The following is an 18,183-nucleotide window of genomic DNA, read 5'->3' on the forward strand; positions in this document are numbered from 1 at the left end:
AGTTCTCACCGTTTGTAGGCCGGATAAGGCCACTGGCCGGCATCCGGCATCAGTTCTCACCGTTTGCAGGCCGGATAAGGCCACTGGCCGCCATCCGGCATCAGCGCTCCACCGCTGAGATTACCGATTTTTGCAGCAGCCAGTCACGGAAGATCTGTAAATACCGGGATTCCGCTTTTTCTTCGCGCCACGTCATAATAAACCGGTTCCCTGTACGCATCGGCACATCGCAGGGAATCACCATCTCACCGTTATCCAGATCGTGCTGGATCGCAAACCGGGGCAATAGCGCCACGCCCAGATTAGAACGCACGGCGGCAATCAGCATCGACAATAAATCAAAGCGCGGGCCTTTATTCACCAGCGGACTGTTGATATCCGACAGCGCGAACCATTCCTGCCAGCCTTTGATGCGCGTACTTTGATGCAAAAGGGGAAATTCATTGAGCAACTCTTCTACGGTCAGTTTTTGATTCGGCTGAGGTAAAAGGCTGCCACTGCATACGGGTAAAATTTCCTCTTCAAATAAATACTCCACCTCTGACCAGGGCGAGCAAAAATCTTCCCGCATAATGGCGGCGTCATACTCACGGTTAAGAAAATCGCCAATATTCGCCAGCGAATGAATATTAACGATAATGTCAGGATTTATTTTATTAAATTCACGTAAATTCGGAATCAGCCAGTGGGTACTGAACGTTGGGTTCACCGCCAGCTCAATGACCTGAACGGTGGGTTGCCAGGTCATTATCGTATTGGTATCGCGTTCAAGTTTGTTAAGTGTTTCTTTAACAATGCTCAGATAATGCTTACCGGCTGCATTTAAAAAAATTCGCTTTTTGGCATGGTTAAATAACGAGGTATGTAAAAAATCCTCCAGCGCATTCACCTGCCGGAACACGGCACTCTGAGTCAACGCCAACTCTTCTGCTGCCCGGGTATAGCTTTCGTGACGCGCCACCACTTCAAAAGTCACCAGTAATTCGGTCTTGGGTATCTTTCCTCTCATAACGTCTTCCATATGCAGCGTACAAAAATAGTTTAATTTATAAAAAATTAATGCAACCCCTCCAGATTATCCCCGAGAGTTATATTTTATTTTCTCCGCTAATGTCATTGATCCACTCCATGATTTACGCACACTGCCAGTGTTTAAATATTAAGCAATAATACTCAACCCCGACAATAAACACAATTTAAACGCGGTTAATTACAGGCAAATAGTGCTAATAAGTTCTTAATAATTTTTCATGTTAACTTGTTTTATGGAGAAAAAATGTTGCGAGGTGAATCAATATTATTTGTGGTTTATTTAAGGAGGATTTAACACGCGGCATAACAGAAAGCGACTGTTTATGTGTCTGATAATTTTCTGTTCGTCACCTGCTGGCAGGATGATATTAATAACAATAAGCGCGGGTAAACGTTTACCGCAGCAAGATGCTTATTTTCAACACGGTTAAGCGGCAAAACAGGCAAAAAAAAGGTCACCAGAAGGTGACCAACCATGTCGAAAACGGACCAGCCCTGCATCCTTCGCGCTTCAGGTATTCCCCTGTCGCACGAAGGAGTCGGGCCTTATTGCTGCTTTTTGAGAATTACTTCATTACGGCTTTCAGCGCTTCGCCGATATCCGCCAGGCTACGAACGGTTTTCACGCCTGCGGCTTCCAGCGCGGCGAATTTCTCATCCGCCGTACCTTTACCACCCGCGATAATCGCGCCCGCGTGACCCATACGCTTGCCTTTCGGCGCGGTAACGCCCGCGATGTAACCGACAACCGGCTTGGTTACGTGTTCTTTGATGTATGCCGCCGCCTCTTCTTCCGCGCTACCGCCGATCTCACCGATCATCACGATCGCTTCAGTCTGCGGATCTTCCTGGAACAGTTTCAGGATATCGATGAAGTTAGAGCCCGGGATCGGGTCGCCGCCGATGCCCACACAGGTGGACTGGCCGAAACCGTAGTCAGTGGTCTGCTTAACCGCTTCATAGGTCAGCGTACCGGAGCGGGACACGATGCCCACTTTGCCCGGCTTGTGGATGTGGCCCGGCATGATGCCGATTTTGCACTCGCCAGGGGTGATCACGCCCGGGCAGTTCGGGCCGATCATGCGCACGCCCGCTTCGTCAAGCGCGACTTTCACGGTCAGCATATCCAGCGTCGGGATACCTTCAGTGATGGTGATAATCAGTTTGATGCCCGCGTCGACAGCCTCCAGAATGGAGTCTTTACAGAACGGCGCCGGAACGTAGATAACCGTTGCGGTGGCGCCAGTGGCTTCTACCGCTTCACGCACGGTATTGAACACCGGCAGACCCAGATGCGTGGTGCCGCCTTTGCCTGGCGTTACGCCGCCCACCATCTGCGTGCCGTAAGCAATCGCCTGTTCAGAGTGGAAAGTCCCCTGGCTACCGGTAAAGCCCTGGCAGATAACCTTGGTGTTTTTATCGATTAAAACAGACATTATTTCCCCTCCACTGCGGCAACAACCTGCTGAGCTGCATCCGTCAGACTTTTCGCTGCAATAATATTCAGGCCGCTGTCAGCCAGTTTTTTCGCGCCGAGTTCGGCGTTGTTGCCTTCCAGACGTACGACAACCGGTACGCTAACACCCACTTCTTCTACCGCGCCGATGATACCGTCGGCAATCAGGTCGCAACGGACGATGCCGCCGAAGATGTTAACCAGAACCGCTTTCACGTTGTCATCAGAGAGGATGATTTTGAACGCTTCGGTTACGCGCTCTTTGGTCGCGCCGCCGCCTACGTCGAGGAAGTTAGCCGGTTCGCCGCCGTGCAGTTTAACGATGTCCATCGTGCCCATCGCCAGACCTGCGCCGTTAACCATGCAGCCGATGTTGCCGTCCAGCGCCACGTAGTTCAGTTCCCACTGCGCCGCCTGTGCTTCACGCGGGTCTTCCTGAGACTGGTCGCGCATTTCGCGCAGATCCGGCTGGCGGAACAGCGCGTTGCCGTCAGCGCCCAGTTTGCCGTCGAGACAGATCAGATCGCCCTGCTTAGTAATCACCAGCGGGTTGATTTCGATCAGCGCCAGATCGCGCTCAAGGAAAATGGTCGCCAGACCCATAAAGATCTTCGTGAATTGCTGAACCTGCTTACCTTCCAGACCCAGTTTGAACGCCAGTTCGCGGCCCTGATACGGCATTGGACCCGCCAGCGGATCGAGGGCGATTTTGTGGATCAGGTGCGGGGTCTCTTCCGCCACTTTTTCGATTTCCACGCCGCCTTCGGTGGAGGCCATAAAGACCACGCGGCGGGAGCTACGGTCAACAACCGCGCCAAGATACAGCTCTTTATCGATATCGGTCGCCGCTTCAACCAGAATCTGGTTGACCGGTTGACCGTTAGCGTCTGTCTGGTAGGTCACGAGGCGTTTACCCAGCCAGTGTTCCGCAAACGCGCGAATCTCTTCTTTGCTGTTAACAACCTTCACACCGCCCGCTTTGCCACGGCCGCCTGCGTGAACCTGACATTTTACTACCCACGGACCCGCGCCGATTTTTGAAGCGGCTTCTTCTGCTTCACGCGGAGTAGTACAGGCATAACCCACCGGCGCCGGTAAGCCATAGCGGGCAAAAAGTTGTTTTGCCTGATATTCATGTAAGTTCATGTGTTCTGTCCATCCTTCAGGTAATCGTTATCTTTAAACCTGTAGGCCTGATAAGACGCGGCTGCGTCGCCATCAGGCATCTCACCAGCGCCTTATCCGGCCTACAGGGCAGGTGACACTAAAAAGTGACTACACGTCCAGCAGCAGACGCGTCGGATCTTCCAGCAGCTCTTTAATGGCGACCAGGAAGCCCACTGATTCACGACCATCGATCAGACGGTGATCGTAAGACAGCGCCAGGTACATCATCGGCAGGATCTCAACCTTGCCATCCACCGCCATCGGACGATCTTTGATCGCATGCATGCCGAGGATTGCGCTCTGCGGCGGGTTGATGATCGGGGTAGACATCAGCGAGCCGAACACGCCACCGTTGGTGATGGTGAAGTTACCGCCGGTCAGATCGTCCACCGTCAGCTTACCGTCACGCCCTTTCACGGCCAGTTCTTTGATTTTCTTCTCGATATCCGCCATGCCGAGGGTATCAACATCACGCAGTACCGGCGTTACCAGACCACGCGGCGTGGAAACCGCCATGCTGACGTCGAAGTAGTTGTGATACACCACGTCGTCGCCATCAATGGAGGCGTTCACTTCCGGGTAGCGTTTCAGCGCTTCAACCACCGCTTTCACGTAGAAGGACATGAAGCCCAGACGAATGCCGTGACGTTTTTCAAACGCGTCGCCGTACTGCTTACGCAGATCCATGATTGGCTTCATGTTGACTTCGTTGAACGTGGTCAGCATCGCGGTGGAGTTTTTCGCTTCCAGCAGACGCTCGGCTACGCGCTTGCGCAGACGGGTCATCGGGACGCGTTTTTCACTGCGAGCGCCAAGCGCAGGCTGTGCGGCAGGCGCGGCTTCCGGCGCTTTGGCTTCCGCTTTCGCCGGTGCCTTCGCCAGATGTTTTTCCACATCTTCGCGTGTGATGCGGCCACCTACGCCCGTGCCTTTGATGGCGCTGGCGTCGAGATTGTGTTCACCCAACAGACGGCGGATCGCCGGGCTGAGGGCATCGTTGTTCTGCTCGGATAGTGACGCCTGCTGGCGCTGCGCCGGCGTAGACGCTTTCTCTTCGGATTTGGCGCTGGTCTCTTTACCGGAGCTGTTGCCTTCACGCAGGCGACCCAGGATCTGGCGAGACGTTACCGTCGTACCTTCATCTTCCAGAACCGCATCCAGAATGCCGTCAGCCGATGCCGGTACTTCCAGTACCACTTTGTCAGTTTCGATTTCTACCAGCACTTCATCACGCTGGACACTATCGCCCGGTTTTTTGTGCCAGGTCGCAACGGTTGCGTCCGCTACGGACTCAGGCAGGTCGGGAACAAGAATATCTACGCTACTCATTATTTATCCTTTAATTAATCGACGTTCAGCGCGTCATTAACCAGATCTTGTTGCTGTTTCTGGTGAACGGACAGATACCCTACCGCCGGGGAGGCGGAGGCCGGGCGACCTGCGTAACGCAGAGCAGACCCAAATGGAATCACTTCACGGAAATGATGCTGACTACAGTACCATGCGCCCTGGTTGAGCGGCTCTTCCTGGCACCAGACAAAATCATGTACGTGGGCGTACGGTTTCAGCGCTTCCTGAACCGCTTTGTGCGGGAACGGGTAGAGCTGTTCAATGCGCACAATGGCGACATCTTTCTGATCGTTTTTACGGCGTTGTTCCAGCAGGTCGTAATAAACCTTACCAGAACACATCACCACGCGCTTCACGCCTTGCGGATCGAGCTCATCAACCTCGCCAATCGCTGGCTGGAAGGCGCCGTTGGCCAGTTCGTCCAGGCTGGAGACCGCCAGCGGATGACGCAGCAGCGACTTCGGCGACATAACAACCAGCGGACGGCGCATACCGCGCAGCGCCTGACGACGCAGCATGTGGTAAACCTGCGCCGGGGTGGACGGGACGCAAACCTGCATGTTCTGCTCAGCGCAAAGTTGCAGATAACGTTCCAGACGCGCGGAGGAGTGCTCCGGCCCCTGCCCTTCGTAACCGTGCGGCAGCAGCATCACCAGACCGCACATCCGCCCCCATTTCTGCTCGCCGGAGGAGATGAACTGATCGATCACCACCTGCGCGCCGTTGGCGAAGTCGCCGAACTGCGCTTCCCAGATGGTCAGGGTGCGCGGTTCAGCGGTGGCATAGCCGTATTCGAACGCCAGCACCGCTTCTTCAGACAGGACGGAGTCCCAGACGCGGAAGGTGCCCTGACCGTTATGAATGTGCTGCAACGGCGTATACGTGGAACCATTTGCCTGGTTATGAATCACCGCATGACGGTGGAAGAAGGTGCCGCGACCGGAGTCCTCGCCGGACAGACGCACCGGAATCCCCTCATCAACCAGCGTGGCGTAGGCCAGCGTTTCCGCGCCGCCCCAGTCGAACAGCTTCTCGCCAGCGGCCATCGACTGACGATCGCCGTAAATTTTGGCGACGCGCGACTGCATTTCTACCGCTTCCGGCACTGTGCTGATGCGTTTAGCCAGTTCCTGCAAACGCTTCATTTCCACCTTGTTCGGGTAGCTCTCATCCCATTCATGGTTGAGGTACGGCGACCAGGTGAAGGAGTGCATGTTCATCGGACGCCACTCTTTCACCACGCATTCGCCTGCATCCAGCGCATCGCGGTAGAGGTTGACCATTTCAGTGGCGTCTTCCAGCGTAGCGACCTTGTCCGCTTCCAGCTTGTCGGCGTAGAGTTTACGCGGCGTCGGATGCTTTTTGATTTTCTGGTACATCAGCGGCTGGGTTGCGCTCGGCTCGTCGGCTTCGTTATGGCCGTGACGGCGGTAGCACACCAGATCGATGAAAACATCGCGTTTAAAGGTGTTACGGAAGTCCAGCGCCAGACGGGTAACGAAAGCCACCGCTTCCGGGTCATCCGCGTTAACGTGGAAAATCGGCGCCTGAACCATCTTGCCGATGTCGGTGCAGTATGGGGTGGAACGCGCATCCAGCGGGTTGGAGGTGGTAAAGCCCACCTGGTTGTTGATGACGATACGCACCGTACCACCCACTTCGTAACCACGCGCCTTGGACATGTTCAGGGTTTCCTGAACCACGCCCTGGCCCGTCACTGCGGCGTCACCGTGAATGGTGATTGGCAGCACTTTATTGCTGCTCGGCTCATCCAGACGATCCAGACGGGCGCGCACGGAACCGATCACCACCGGGCTGACGATTTCCAGGTGCGACGGGTTAAACGCCAGCGCCAGGTGAACCAGACCGCCTTCGGTTTCGATATCAGACGAGAAGCCCATGTGGTACTTCACGTCGCCGGTGCCGAGGTGTTCTTTATGTTTGCCCGCAAATTCGTCGAACAGATCCTGCGGTTTTTTACCCAGCACGTTGACCAGCACGTTCAGACGACCACGGTGCGCCATACCCAGCACCACTTCGCGGGTGCCGCTGTTGCCCGCATGGCGGATCATCTCTTTGAGCATCGGGATTAACGCATCGCCGCCTTCCAGCGAGAAGCGTTTCGCCCCCGGGAATTTCGCCCCCAGATAACGCTCCAGCCCTTCGGCGGCGGTCAGTTCGTTGAGGAAGCGTTTTTTCTCTTCCGCGCTGAAGGCGGCGCGGCCGGATTCGATACGCTGCTGAATCCAGCGTTTCTCTTCGGTGCTGGTGATGTGCATATACTCGGCGCCAATCGGGCCGCAGTATGTTTGTTTGAGCGCGGAAATAAGTTCGCCCAGCTTCATCGTCTCTTTGCCAATCGCAAAAGAACCTACGTTAAAGCTTTCCTGGAAATCGGCCTCTGTCAGATCGTGGAAAGAGGGGTCCAGATCCGCCACGTTTTCTTGCTCCCACAGTCCCAGCGGATCGAGATTCGCATGCTGGTGACCACGGAAACGATAAGCGTTGATAAGTTGCAGGACTTTGACCTGCTTCGTATTGGTGTCAGGGTCGGAAATCGAAGAAGAGTAACGTGAGGCATCCTTCGCCAGACGACGGAAATAATCACGCGTTTTTGAATGGAATTGATCCGGTTTGACTCCGGTGCCAGGTAACTGCTGGAACGTCGAACGCCAGTTAGCGTCTACCGAGTCAGGATCGGTTAAGAAGTCTTCATAGAGCTGTTCTATCCAGCTCTGGTTTGCGCCAGAGAGGTAAGAAGAGTCCAACCAGGCTTTCAAAGCGCTGTTCTGCATCGTGATCCCTTAAGCATTCTGTATGCTTACTTCGCCGTGGATACTACCACGCACATTGCTGTGCGTGCCGGGGTTCACTTGCGAGCTCTTCTCTGTGTAGCGGCTCGCGAAGGAACCTTTAGAAACTGTCTAACCATCAGGGCAGTTTTTAAAGGTTTCCTGCATTTCAAACCGGTGGTGGCCCCGTAGACCTGATAAGCGTAGCGCCATCGGGCAATATATGCCGGATGACGACGCCAACGTCTTATCCGGCCTACGGGACTGTCATTTACTGCGCTTACCGGCGTTATTATTTACGCACTGCGTTGCAACAACATCGACTTAATATGGCCGATGGCGCGCGTCGGGTTCAGCCCCTTAGGACATACACTGACGCAGTTCATGATGCTATGACAGCGGAATACGCTGAATGCATCGCTCAGGTCTTCCAGGCGGCTGTCGGTCTCGGTATCACGGCTATCGATCAGGAAACGATACGCCGCTAACAGGCCTGCCGGGCCGATAAACTTATCCGGGTTCCACCAGAACGACGGGCACGACGTTGAACAGCACGCACAAAGAATACACTCATACAGCCCATCGAGTTTTTCACGCTGCTCAGGCATCTGTAAATGCTCACGAGCGGGTGGATTTTGCCCATTATTCAATAAGTAAGGCTTAATCTTCTCATATTGTGCGTAGAATTGCCCCATGTCTACCACCAAATCGCGGATAACCGGTAAACCGGGCAGCGGACGGATAACAATCTTCTTACCCGGCTGGTGTAGCGCCGAAACCGGCGTAATACACGCCAGGCCGTTTTTACCGTTCATGTTCAGGCCATCTGAACCGCACACGCCTTCACGGCATGAGCGACGGAAAGAGAGGCTGGGATCTTTCTCTTTCAGCTGCATCAGCGCATCCAGCAGCATCATGTCACGCCCTTCTTCGCCTTCCAGGGTGTAATCCTGCATGCGCGGAGCGTCATCAACATCCGGGTTATAGCGATAAATCGAAAACTCGAGTTTCATTTTCCTGTCTCCGCATTAGTAAGTACGAATCTTCGGCGGGAATGCCGGGCGCAGTTTCGGTTCCATATTGACGCTACGACGCGTCATGGATTCCGTCTCTGGCAGATACAGGGAATGGCACAGCCAGTTTTCATCATCACGATCCGGGAAGTCGAAGCGGCTATGCGCGCCACGGCTTTCGGTACGGAAGTTGGCGGATACCGCAGTTGCGTAAGCCGTTTCCATCAGGTTGTCCAGCTCCAGACACTCGACGCGCTGGGTGTTGAACTCGCTGGAGGTGTCATCCAGACGGGCGTTTTTCAGACGTTCGCGGATCACCTTCAGTTGCTCAAGCCCTTTCGCCATCGCATCGCCTTCACGGAATACCGAGAAGTTGTGCTGCATACATTCCTGCAACGCTTTACGGATAACCACCGGATCTTCGCCGTCACGGTTGTTGTTCCAGCGGTTGAGACGTTCCAGAGAGGCCTCAATGTCAGACTCGCTGGCGTCACGCAGCGCGCCCTGCTCGGCGATGGACTCCTGCAAATGCAGACCGGCCGCACGTCCGAAGACCACCAGGTCAAGCAGCGAGTTGCCGCCCAGACGGTTAGCGCCGTGTACGGATACGCAGGCGATCTCACCCACCGCGAACAGGCCAGGAATCACCACGTCTTCGCCCTGCTCGTTCACGGTCAGCGCCTGACCGGTCACTTTGGTCGGGATACCGCCCATCATGTAGTGACAGGTTGGGATAACCGGGATCGGCTCTTTAACCGGGTCAACGTGCGCAAAGGTACGGGACAATTCGAGGATACCCGGCAGACGGGATTCGAGCACTTCTTTACCCAGATGGTCGAGTTTCAGTTTCGCGTGCGGCCCCCACGGGCCGTCGCAGCCGCGACCTTCACGGATTTCGATCATAATAGAACGCGCGACCACGTCACGACCGGCCAGGTCCTTCGCGTTCGGGGCATAGCGCTCCATAAAGCGCTCGCCATGTTTATTCAGCAGATAACCGCCTTCACCGCGGCAGCCTTCTGTCACCAGCACGCCCGCGCCCGCAATACCGGTCGGATGGAACTGCCACATTTCCATATCCTGCACCGGAACACCGGCACGCAGCGCCATACCCACGCCGTCGCCGGTGTTGATATGAGCGTTAGTGGTGGACTGGTAAATACGGCCTGCGCCGCCGGTCGCCAGCACGGTTGCGCGAGCTTTGAAGTAAACCACTTCGCCGGTTTCGATACACAGCGCGGTACACCCCACTACCGCGCCATCCTGGTTTTTCACCAGATCCAGCGCATACCATTCAGAAAAAATGGTGGTGTGGTTTTTCAGGTTCTGCTGGTACAGCGTGTGCAACAGCGCGTGACCGGTACGGTCAGCCGCCGCTGCGGTACGCGCCGCCTGTTCGCCGCCGAAGTTTTTCGACTGGCCGCCGAACGGACGCTGATAGATACGACCATCGTCAAGACGGGAGAAAGGCAGCCCCATGTGCTCCAGTTCCAGAATCGCTTCCGGGCCGGTTTTGCACATATATTCAATCGCGTCCTGGTCGCCGATGTAGTCCGATCCTTTTACGGTATCGTACATGTGCCATTCCCAGTTATCTTCATGGGTATTACCGAGCGCCACGGTGATGCCACCTTGTGCGGATACGGTATGGGAACGGGTTGGGAAGACTTTGGAGAGCAGCGCACAGGTCTGGCCGCTCTGGGAAATTTGCAGCGCTGCGCGCATACCTGCGCCGCCTGCGCCAATAACAACAGCATCAAATTCTCTGACTGGCAGTTTCATTACACACCCCACACCACAACAAATCCATAAATGACGTAAACCACCAGCGCAACAACGATTGCCAGCTGTAGCACAAGGCGCAGGGCCAGAGGTTTAACGTAGTCGGTCAACACCTGCCACATGCCGATCCAGGCATGAATCAAGATGGAGAAAAGTGCCAGCAGGGTGAAGACTTTGGTGAATGCCGATGAGAAGAAACCGCTCCAGACATCAAAGGTCAGCTCGCCGCTTATTGCGAAAAAGCCCACCATATAAACGATGTAGAGGGTCAGAACGATAGCGGTAGCACGGACCAGGATGAAGTCATGTACGCCATTGCGTCCTAATGCGGAGGCGTTGCTTACCATACGAGGACTCCTGCGAGAAGTGAAAGCACGACAGTGATAACAAAAGAGATTTTGGCTGAGCGTTTACCCGCTTCGAATGTTTCTTCCAGATAGCCAAAATCCATCATCATGTGACGAATACCGACCACGACGTGATACGCCAGCGCGGTGAGGATGCCCCACATAATAAATTTAACAAAGAAGCTCCCCATGATGGCGGATGCCTGCTGGAATCCTTCAGGGGAAGAGAGGCTGGTGCCCAATAACCACAACAGAATCCCGACCGCCACGAAGGTGATCACTCCAGAAACGCGATGGAGAATGGACGCTATCGCCGTGATTGGGAACCGGATCGTTGTCAGATCCAGATTGACAGGTCTTTGTTTTTTCACATTTCTTATCATGAATAACGCCCACATGCTGTTCTTATTATTCCCTTTGGACTTCGGGTACAGAGGGTGAATCTACCTGTAGCCAGAAAGACGACGGGATTTCCTTCCTCCGGTCTGCTTGCGGGTCAGACAGCGTCCTTTCTATAACTGCGCGTCATGTAAAACACTGCTTCCAGTTGCTAAAACGACACGTTACAACGCTGGGTGGCTCGGGATTGCAGGGTATTCCGGAGACCTGGCGGCAGTATAGGACGTTCACAAAATCATTACAATTAACCTACATATAGTTTGTCGGGTTTTATCCCGAACAGTGACATAGGTCACGATAACAACATTTATTTAATTTTTAATCATCTGATTTGACAAACATTAAACAAAGTTGTTACAAACAACACCAGAAAAGGCATATAATGCGCAAAAGTTATGGGGTCACTCTTTCACCTGCTAATAAGTTATGTAACAGTGTGGCGGTATTGACCAATTTATTCAGGACAGTTATTAGTGATAGTCAGGTTTAATAATTCGGATTGCTAAGTTGTTGATTTGTTGCTAATTCGCCATAAGTTAACTGTTTTTACCTGCAAGCGCCCATTGCTCTGTACCCTGGTTTTCTCCTCTTTCGCAGAGCGGCGAGCCAAATAACAAACTGGTAACGGTTGATTTATGTAACGAAGCAAATCTCACTGAGTAGTCTTAAGCAATAAGGCGCTAAGGAGACCGTAAATGGCTGATACAAAAGCAAAACTCACCCTAAATGGTGACTCTGCTATTGAACTGGATGTGCTAAAGGGCACACTCGGTCAAGACGTTATTGATATTCGTAGTCTCGGCTCAAAGGGGATGTTCACTTTTGATCCAGGTTTCACCTCTACCGCATCCTGCGAATCCAAAATCACCTTCATCGACGGCGACGAAGGCATTCTGTTACATCGCGGCTTCCCGATTGACCAACTGGCTACCGAGTCTAACTATCTGGAAGTATGTTACATCCTGCTGTACGGCGAGAAACCGACCCAGGCAGAGTACGACGAGTTCAAAACCACCGTCACACGCCATACCATGATCCATGAGCAGATTACCCGTCTGTTCCACGGTTTTCGCCGCGACTCGCATCCGATGGCCGTTATGTGCGGCGTCACCGGCGCGCTGGCTGCGTTCTACCACGACTCGATGGATGTGAATAATCCGCGTCATCGTGAAATCGCCGCGTTCCGCCTGCTGTCCAAAATGCCGACAATGGCGGCAATGTGTTACAAGTATTCTATCGGTCAACCGTTCGTCTACCCGCGCAACGACCTCTCCTATTCCGGCAACTTCCTGAACATGATGTTCTCCACACCGTGCGAAAACTATGAAGTTAACCCGGTGCTGGAACGCGCAATGGACAGGATTCTGATTCTTCACGCCGATCACGAACAGAACGCATCGACGTCAACCGTCCGTACCGCAGGCTCCTCCGGCGCGAACCCGTTCGCCTGCATCGCGGCGGGCATTGCCTCCCTGTGGGGACCGGCGCATGGCGGCGCGAACGAAGCGGCGCTGAAAATGCTGGTAGAAATCAGCTCTGTTAAACACATCCCGGAATTTATTCGCCGGGCAAAAGACAAGAATGATTCTTTCCGCCTGATGGGCTTCGGTCACCGTGTTTACAAAAACTATGACCCGCGCGCTACCGTCATGCGTGAAACCTGCCACGAAGTTCTGAAAGAGCTGGGCACCAAAGATGACCTGCTGGAAGTCGCGATGGAGCTGGAACACATCGCGCTGAACGACCCGTACTTTATCGAGAAGAAACTCTACCCGAACGTAGACTTCTACTCCGGCATCATTCTGAAAGCGATGGGCATTCCGTCCTCCATGTTCACCGTGATCTTCGCGATGGCGCGTACCGTGGGCTGGATTGCACACTGGAACGAAATGCACAGCGAAGGCATGAAAATCGCCCGTCCGCGTCAGCTGTACACCGGCTACGAAAAGCGCGATTTCAAGTCTGATATTAAGCGTTAATCATCCTGGCCATCGGGTAACACCGGTGGCCTTTATTATTTACTGAAACTCTGGCAACAATATTCATCTTGCCAATATAACCTTTATTATTCCAGTCACTCCCAATATATCACCGCCGAAAAATAGCTATTTCCTTTCACATAGCATCAATAGCTAATGCATTATTTGACCTTTAAAACCATTAGATCTTTAATCCGACACAATTGGATGCAGGTAAAGGCTAAATGGAATGGGCGATATTATTTACCTGAGAATCACAGGTGAAGAACAAGGAAACATTTCGGCGGGATGTGGAACATATTCGTCAACAGGTAATCGCTGGCAAAAAGGGCATGAAGACGAGATCTTCGTATTTTCGCTATTCAGCGCATTGAGTAATACAGGAAGAGGTATTAACCTTCAGGGACTCAGATTCAGCAAATTAATCGATAAAAGCACCCCGCTATTTTGTAATGCAATCACTAATAATGAAAGGCTGTTCATTGAAATTGATTTCTGGCGAATAAACAGAACGGGCCGATGGGAACGCTATTATTATATTCAACTAAGAAATACTTCTGTGAGAAGTATTCAAACGCATGTGGCCCTTAATGAGCTGGATACCGAAGAGATTGCGGTATCATATGATTATATTCTTTGCAAACACCTCATCGCCAATACCGAATTTTACTACCTGGCATTTCCCGCTGAATATAACCACTTGTTTATGCCGCAGCGCCCTCAACCGGTAAGTTCCCCCAGACCAGCGGCAATAAAAATCACGCCCCCCAGCCAACATCCCCCAAAAATCACACCGGTCTATGCTAAATCCTGCCTGAAAGCGAAAGGATGTACGGACGCCGGGAACACAGAAGAACCGGCAGAAAACTTCGGCCAGATGGCGATCTTTGCACAATCTTCAGTCGATGATTGTTGCGGATATACGCAGTCCGCAGAAGCCTCAGCCATGCCGCTGGCTCTGGGCGGACTGGCGCAGGTGTGGGGGGAGTGGCCGCTTAGCGGTACGCTCAGTGCGACAAGAGCGATACCTTATGTGGGAGCCCTGGCTTCCGCTCTGTATATTTCGTCTGCTGGCGAAGGCAGCGCGCGCGTTCCCGGGCGTGATGAATACTGGTACGAAGAGACCCTCAGACAGAAAGCGCTAACCGGAAGTACCGCCACCACCCGGGTACGCTTTTTCTGGGGTACCGACACTCACGGCGCACCGCAGGTCTATGGCGTACATACAGGGGAAGGTACCCCCTATGAAAATGTCCGCGTCGCGAACATGGTGTGGAATGCCAACGCGAAGCGCTATGAATTTACCCCCGCCGGGAGCGCTGATGGCCCGTTGATCACATGGACGCCGGGAAAACCCGATACCGGCGATGCCCCTTCCCATACCGGGAATGATGTAATACCGCTGGATCAGGCCACTATTCTGGTGACCCCTATCCCGGACGGGAAAGACGAGTACACCACGCCCCCGTTCCCGGTACCAGATGCCGCTGATTTTAACGATTACATTCTGGTTTTCCCGGCAGATTCAGGCATTCAGCCGATATATGTTTATCTTCGTGAAGATCCGCGCAAACAACCCGGCACGGCAACCGGTTACGGCGAAATTTTACCCGAAAATAGTCGTTGGCTTGAGGCCGCCAGTTCTGGGCTGGGAGCGCCGATACCTGCACAGGTGGCAGATAAGCTGCGAGGAAGAACGTTTCGCAACTTTGACCATTTCAGAGAAGAATTCTGGCTTGCGGTGTCAGAATGCCCTGAGCTTATGAAGGATTTTAAACCATCCAACCAAACCCTGATAAGAATGGGGTTAGCACCATATCCTATTCCTTCAGAGCAGGTAGGCGGCAGAACGACTTTTGAACTTCATCACTTAGAAGAAATCCAGCATGGCGGAGAAGTGTTTAATATGGATAATATAAACATTACCACTCCTCGCTTACATATAGGAATACATAAAAATGCTAATAGATAATGGAAAAAAAATAAGTGATTACACTGAGTCAGAGTTCATTGCTCTACTATCTAACTTTTTTGAGAATAAACATGGGTTAAATGCCAGGGATTTTGGTAAATTTATCGATGACCTACAACTACATGTAGTCAAAGTCACCCAGCACCCACTTGGTAATGGACTGATTTTTAATACACCAAATGATATTGAATGTTCACCCTTGGGAATATTTAAGGAAATAAAAAAGTGGAGAGCATCTCATGGCTTAGAGTTATTTAAAGATTCTAAATAATATATATATCAAGAGATATTAGAATGTTCAAAAACTGCCTGAAAGATTACACTGAGTCTGAAATTTTGGCGTTTTTAAATGAGTTTTTTGAAAACTCTAAGGACCTTAAAGGTAATGAAGCTAACGAAATGGAAACTAATTATATTATTTTTGAGGAAGTCTATCACATTGAAAATGTGAAGAATATTTACGATGAGTTATCTACTATAGATTTTACCAAAACAGTATCAGAGGAGGCTATTCGACTAGATGAAGATTTGTTTCAACTAACCCAAAATAATGGTGTTGCCATAGACATCGGCTGGTATCCCTCACTTGACGAGAAAGGTGAGTTTCTTATCCAGGTTATATCGGATGGCGATTGGGATCACCCTATGATAAAAACATCCTCAGGATGGGATAAGAATGAGTTAATTGAAAAGTTAAACATAGTTTTAGAACAGTTACCTTTTTGTCTTAAAAGTTGAATAACCATTTAGAAAACAAATAATAGCACTCTGCAAAGCATCTTATTATAAAGGTGAACATATGATTCATTTTAAACAAAAACTCGAAGACTACACTGAATCCGAATTCATAAAATTCCTGAATGAATTTTTTGAAAACCCTGGCAATCTGAAAGGAAGAGAATTTGAATCTCACTCTAATAGGCTAGTCAAACACTTCGATAAAATCGTGGATCATCCTGAAGGGAATGGTTTGATTTTTTATCCCCCGGATGACAGGGAGGACAGCCCACAAGGCATCATTGAAGAAATTAAAAGATGGCGTAAATCCCAGGGGCTTCCACTATTTAAGGATTCTAACAATGCCTCTACCTGAACGAATGAGACCAGCTAAAGTCAGTAGCAACAAGATCAAAGAACTGTCAAATAAAGCCTGGCAGATACTTGCAAAAATCGATGAAGGTGTAAATGAAGAAGACTCTGCGTTAAAGGTAATGATTGATGAATGGAATAGTCAGGTAGTATGTCCCTGTACATTTTCAGATTTCAGAGACTTTTCCTCCTGGACTAGCGCTATAGAATTTACCCGTATCGCTTTTAACCAAGTGCAACAGTACGCAGATTTTACATGGGATGAATTGATTCAAACAATTGACACTGTGTGTCATGCCAAAGATAAGGAGTCCGAACAAGATTTTGCTCTTTCGTTGCTCGAAAAAAATTTTGACGGTAATCCATCCGATCTTATTTTTTGGCCGAATGAATGGTTCCAGAATCCAGATATGTTGCATGTTGAGTTGACTACTGAAGAGATCGCGGGATATTTAATGGCCCGATCCGGTAGGCATTTAGCCGATGCACCAACAATAGAGCTAAAGTATCCGGTTCCATTAGCCGACTCTCAATAAGAGTGAAACCATCTTCTTTACGATCTTAACACGCTACGTTTAAACTGTGGGCATCTTTAAAGTCCGTTCTTCGCTCGTGGCAGACCGTCAGTACACCTGACGGCTCCTGTCCCGGATATAGGTTTAGCCCGCTTTTATTGACGCCTGATATTTTTTTCAGCGTACTTTTTCTCTATGCTGTATCGATACACTTGATTGGATATCGCCAGGGAGCACAGGATGCCGGTTTTGCAGTGGGGTTTGTTGTTCCTGCTATCACTCCTTCTTTCGCTGGCTTTTCTCTGCATCCACCTTCCGGCGGCGCTGCTGCTCGGCCCGATGATTGCCGGTATCGCATTCAGTCTGAAAGGCATTACGCTGCGACTCCCCCGCTCCACTTTTCTCGCAGCGCAGGCCATTCTCGGCTGCATGATTGCGCAAAACCTTACTGGTTCGATTCTCACCACGCTGGCGGTGAACTGGCCGGTGGTGTTAGCCATTCTGCTGGTGACGCTGCTCTCCAGCGCGGTGGTCGGCTGGCTGCTGGTGCGCTACAGCTCACTGCCAGGCAATACCGGCGCATGGGGTTCCTCCCCCGGCGGCGCGGCGGCAATGGTGGCGATGGCGCAGGACTACGGCGCGGATATCCGCCTGGTGGCGTTTATGCAGTACCTGCGGGTACTGTTTGTCGCAGGCGCCGCCGTGCTGGTCACGCGGCTGATCCTCGGCGACAGCGCAGAAGCGGTCAGCCAGCAGAATGAGTGGTTCCCGCCGCTGAGCGGCAATCTGTGGAGCACGCTGCTGCTGGCTGCGGTTGCAGGCTTCGCCGGGCGCATATTGCGCATTCCTTCCGGTACTATGCTGGCGCCGATGATCGTCGGCGCATGGCTTCATGCAGGCGGCATGATCGTGATTGAACTGCCGGAATGGCTGCTGGCGATTGCGTATATGGCCATTGGCTGGCGCATCGGATTAGGGTTCGACAGGCAGGTCTTTTTTATGGCGCTGCGTCCGCTGCCGCAGATTCTGGCCTCCATCTTTGCCCTGATGGCGATTTGCGCGGCGATGGCCTGGGGACTCGCCCACTACATGCAGATTGATTTTATCACCGCCTGGCTTGCCACCAGCCCCGGCGGGCTGGATACCGTGGCGGTGATCGCCGCCGGTAGCAACGCCGACATGGCGCTGATTATGGCGATGCAAACCCTGCGGCTGTTCAGCATTTTGTTGACCGGGCCTGCGGTTGCCCGTTTTATTTCAACCTATGCGCCGAAACAGCCGCAGGCATAA

Annotated in this window: 17 protein-coding genes; 8 read left to right on the top strand and 9 right to left on the bottom strand. The window is 52.2% G+C overall.

Features of this window, described 5'->3' with window-relative positions:
* Nucleotides 1–100: 100 nt before the first annotated feature.
* The 9 genes from OGV82_RS00135 to sdhC all read right to left on the bottom strand — a co-directional run bounded on the left by OGV82_RS00135 (nucleotide 101) and on the right by sdhC (nucleotide 11,337).
* Nucleotides 101–1,009, bottom strand: a complete 909-nt coding sequence (locus OGV82_RS00135; protein WP_024130527.1) for a LysR family transcriptional regulator — start codon at nucleotides 1,007–1,009, stop codon at nucleotides 101–103.
* 589 nt (nucleotides 1,010–1,598) lie between these two features.
* Nucleotides 1,599–2,468 carry a succinate--CoA ligase subunit alpha gene (gene sucD / locus OGV82_RS00140; protein WP_012133270.1) on the bottom strand — a complete coding sequence of 290 codons (870 nt, stop codon included), beginning with the start codon at nucleotides 2,466–2,468 and terminating at the stop codon, nucleotides 1,599–1,601.
* On the bottom strand, nucleotides 2,468–3,634 hold the full coding sequence (gene sucC, locus OGV82_RS00145; protein ID WP_012133271.1) for an ADP-forming succinate--CoA ligase subunit beta: 1,167 nt from the start codon (nucleotides 3,632–3,634) through the stop codon (nucleotides 2,468–2,470). Before sucC ends, sucD begins: the two co-directional genes overlap by 1 nt.
* Nucleotides 3,635–3,763: 129 nt before the next feature.
* On the bottom strand, nucleotides 3,764–4,984 hold the full coding sequence (odhB, locus tag OGV82_RS00150; RefSeq protein ID WP_047458082.1) for a 2-oxoglutarate dehydrogenase complex dihydrolipoyllysine-residue succinyltransferase: 1,221 nt from the start codon (nucleotides 4,982–4,984) through the stop codon (nucleotides 3,764–3,766).
* Between the two features lie 14 nt (nucleotides 4,985–4,998).
* Nucleotides 4,999–7,800 (bottom strand): 2-oxoglutarate dehydrogenase E1 component, encoded by a 2,802-nt coding sequence (gene sucA, locus OGV82_RS00155; protein ID WP_012133275.1) that lies wholly within the window; start codon nucleotides 7,798–7,800, stop codon nucleotides 4,999–5,001.
* A 293-nt stretch (nucleotides 7,801–8,093) separates the two neighbouring features.
* Entirely contained in the window at nucleotides 8,094–8,810 is a 717-nt protein-coding gene (gene sdhB / locus OGV82_RS00160) for a succinate dehydrogenase iron-sulfur subunit SdhB (protein WP_012133276.1), read from the bottom strand.
* Nucleotides 8,811–8,825: 15 nt separating this feature from the next.
* Nucleotides 8,826–10,592, bottom strand: coding sequence for a succinate dehydrogenase flavoprotein subunit (gene sdhA / locus OGV82_RS00165; RefSeq protein WP_012133277.1), 1,767 nt, complete (start codon nucleotides 10,590–10,592; stop codon nucleotides 8,826–8,828).
* Nucleotides 10,592–10,939 carry a succinate dehydrogenase membrane anchor subunit gene (gene sdhD, locus OGV82_RS00170; RefSeq protein WP_012133278.1) on the bottom strand — a complete coding sequence of 116 codons (348 nt, stop codon included), beginning with the start codon at nucleotides 10,937–10,939 and terminating at the stop codon, nucleotides 10,592–10,594. Before sdhD ends, sdhA begins: the two co-directional genes overlap by 1 nt.
* Nucleotides 10,933–11,337 (bottom strand): succinate dehydrogenase cytochrome b556 subunit, encoded by a 405-nt coding sequence (gene sdhC / locus OGV82_RS00175; protein ID WP_047458089.1) that lies wholly within the window; start codon nucleotides 11,335–11,337, stop codon nucleotides 10,933–10,935. Before sdhC ends, sdhD begins: the two co-directional genes overlap by 7 nt.
* Before the next feature lie 383 nt (nucleotides 11,338–11,720).
* Between sdhC and OGV82_RS22920 the strand changes: the two genes are divergently transcribed.
* The 8 genes from OGV82_RS22920 (at nucleotide 11,721) to OGV82_RS00210 (ending at nucleotide 18,183) form a co-directional block, all read left to right on the top strand.
* Nucleotides 11,721–11,828 carry a hypothetical protein gene (locus OGV82_RS22920; protein WP_418222314.1) on the top strand — a complete coding sequence of 36 codons (108 nt, stop codon included), beginning with the start codon at nucleotides 11,721–11,723 and terminating at the stop codon, nucleotides 11,826–11,828.
* 205 nt (nucleotides 11,829–12,033) lie between these two features.
* Nucleotides 12,034–13,317 carry a citrate synthase gene (locus OGV82_RS00180; protein ID WP_012133280.1) on the top strand — a complete coding sequence of 428 codons (1,284 nt, stop codon included), beginning with the start codon at nucleotides 12,034–12,036 and terminating at the stop codon, nucleotides 13,315–13,317.
* A 229-nt stretch (nucleotides 13,318–13,546) separates the two neighbouring features.
* Nucleotides 13,547–15,289, top strand: a complete 1,743-nt coding sequence (tssD, locus tag OGV82_RS00185; protein ID WP_047458092.1) for a type VI secretion system tube protein TssD — start codon at nucleotides 13,547–13,549, stop codon at nucleotides 15,287–15,289.
* Entirely contained in the window at nucleotides 15,276–15,560 is a 285-nt protein-coding gene (locus OGV82_RS00190; protein WP_012133282.1) for a bacteriocin immunity protein, read from the top strand. Before tssD ends, OGV82_RS00190 begins: the two co-directional genes overlap by 14 nt.
* A 23-nt stretch (nucleotides 15,561–15,583) precedes the next feature.
* Nucleotides 15,584–16,027 (top strand): bacteriocin immunity protein, encoded by a 444-nt coding sequence (locus tag OGV82_RS00195; protein ID WP_227657965.1) that lies wholly within the window; start codon nucleotides 15,584–15,586, stop codon nucleotides 16,025–16,027.
* A 61-nt stretch (nucleotides 16,028–16,088) separates the two neighbouring features.
* Nucleotides 16,089–16,382 (top strand): bacteriocin immunity protein, encoded by a 294-nt coding sequence (locus tag OGV82_RS00200; RefSeq protein WP_012133284.1) that lies wholly within the window; start codon nucleotides 16,089–16,091, stop codon nucleotides 16,380–16,382.
* Nucleotides 16,369–16,914 (top strand): hypothetical protein, encoded by a 546-nt coding sequence (locus tag OGV82_RS00205; RefSeq protein WP_047458095.1) that lies wholly within the window; start codon nucleotides 16,369–16,371, stop codon nucleotides 16,912–16,914. The genes OGV82_RS00200 and OGV82_RS00205 overlap by 14 nt, the downstream gene beginning before the upstream one ends.
* A 219-nt stretch (nucleotides 16,915–17,133) precedes the next feature.
* Nucleotides 17,134–18,183 (top strand): AbrB family transcriptional regulator, encoded by a 1,050-nt coding sequence (locus OGV82_RS00210; RefSeq protein WP_047458098.1) that lies wholly within the window; start codon nucleotides 17,134–17,136, stop codon nucleotides 18,181–18,183.

Origin of the sequence: Citrobacter sp. CK191 (assembly GCF_030333435.1) — a bacterium.
Classification (GTDB): Bacteria; Pseudomonadota; Gammaproteobacteria; order Enterobacterales; family Enterobacteriaceae; genus Citrobacter_B; species Citrobacter_B koseri.

What these genes read in the sequence shown, in the direction of transcription:
- OGV82_RS22920 (WP_418222314.1), top strand. Translation starts at nt 11,721, where the DNA reads ATGCGCAAAAGTTATGGGGTCACTCTTTCACCTGCTAATAAGTTATGT.
- sucD (WP_012133270.1), bottom strand. Translation starts at nt 2,468, where the DNA reads ATGTCTGTTTTAATCGATAAAAACACCAAGGTTATCTGCCAGGGCTTT.
- OGV82_RS00205 (WP_047458095.1), top strand. Translation starts at nt 16,369, where the DNA reads ATGCCTCTACCTGAACGAATGAGACCAGCTAAAGTCAGTAGCAACAAG.
- sucC (WP_012133271.1), bottom strand. Translation starts at nt 3,634, where the DNA reads ATGAACTTACATGAATATCAGGCAAAACAACTTTTTGCCCGCTATGGC.
- OGV82_RS00195 (WP_227657965.1), top strand. Translation starts at nt 15,584, where the DNA reads ATGTTCAAAAACTGCCTGAAAGATTACACTGAGTCTGAAATTTTGGCG.
- OGV82_RS00135 (WP_024130527.1), bottom strand. Translation starts at nt 1,009, where the DNA reads ATGAGAGGAAAGATACCCAAGACCGAATTACTGGTGACTTTTGAAGTG.
- sdhD (WP_012133278.1), bottom strand. Translation starts at nt 10,939, where the DNA reads ATGGTAAGCAACGCCTCCGCATTAGGACGCAATGGCGTACATGACTTC.
- OGV82_RS00200 (WP_012133284.1), top strand. Translation starts at nt 16,089, where the DNA reads ATGATTCATTTTAAACAAAAACTCGAAGACTACACTGAATCCGAATTC.
- odhB (WP_047458082.1), bottom strand. Translation starts at nt 4,984, where the DNA reads ATGAGTAGCGTAGATATTCTTGTTCCCGACCTGCCTGAGTCCGTAGCG.
- sdhB (WP_012133276.1), bottom strand. Translation starts at nt 8,810, where the DNA reads ATGAAACTCGAGTTTTCGATTTATCGCTATAACCCGGATGTTGATGAC.
- OGV82_RS00190 (WP_012133282.1), top strand. Translation starts at nt 15,276, where the DNA reads ATGCTAATAGATAATGGAAAAAAAATAAGTGATTACACTGAGTCAGAG.
- sucA (WP_012133275.1), bottom strand. Translation starts at nt 7,800, where the DNA reads ATGCAGAACAGCGCTTTGAAAGCCTGGTTGGACTCTTCTTACCTCTCT.
- OGV82_RS00210 (WP_047458098.1), top strand. Translation starts at nt 17,134, where the DNA reads ATGCCGGTTTTGCAGTGGGGTTTGTTGTTCCTGCTATCACTCCTTCTT.
- tssD (WP_047458092.1), top strand. Translation starts at nt 13,547, where the DNA reads ATGGGCGATATTATTTACCTGAGAATCACAGGTGAAGAACAAGGAAAC.
- sdhA (WP_012133277.1), bottom strand. Translation starts at nt 10,592, where the DNA reads ATGAAACTGCCAGTCAGAGAATTTGATGCTGTTGTTATTGGCGCAGGC.
- OGV82_RS00180 (WP_012133280.1), top strand. Translation starts at nt 12,034, where the DNA reads ATGGCTGATACAAAAGCAAAACTCACCCTAAATGGTGACTCTGCTATT.
- sdhC (WP_047458089.1), bottom strand. Translation starts at nt 11,337, where the DNA reads ATGTGGGCGTTATTCATGATAAGAAATGTGAAAAAACAAAGACCTGTC.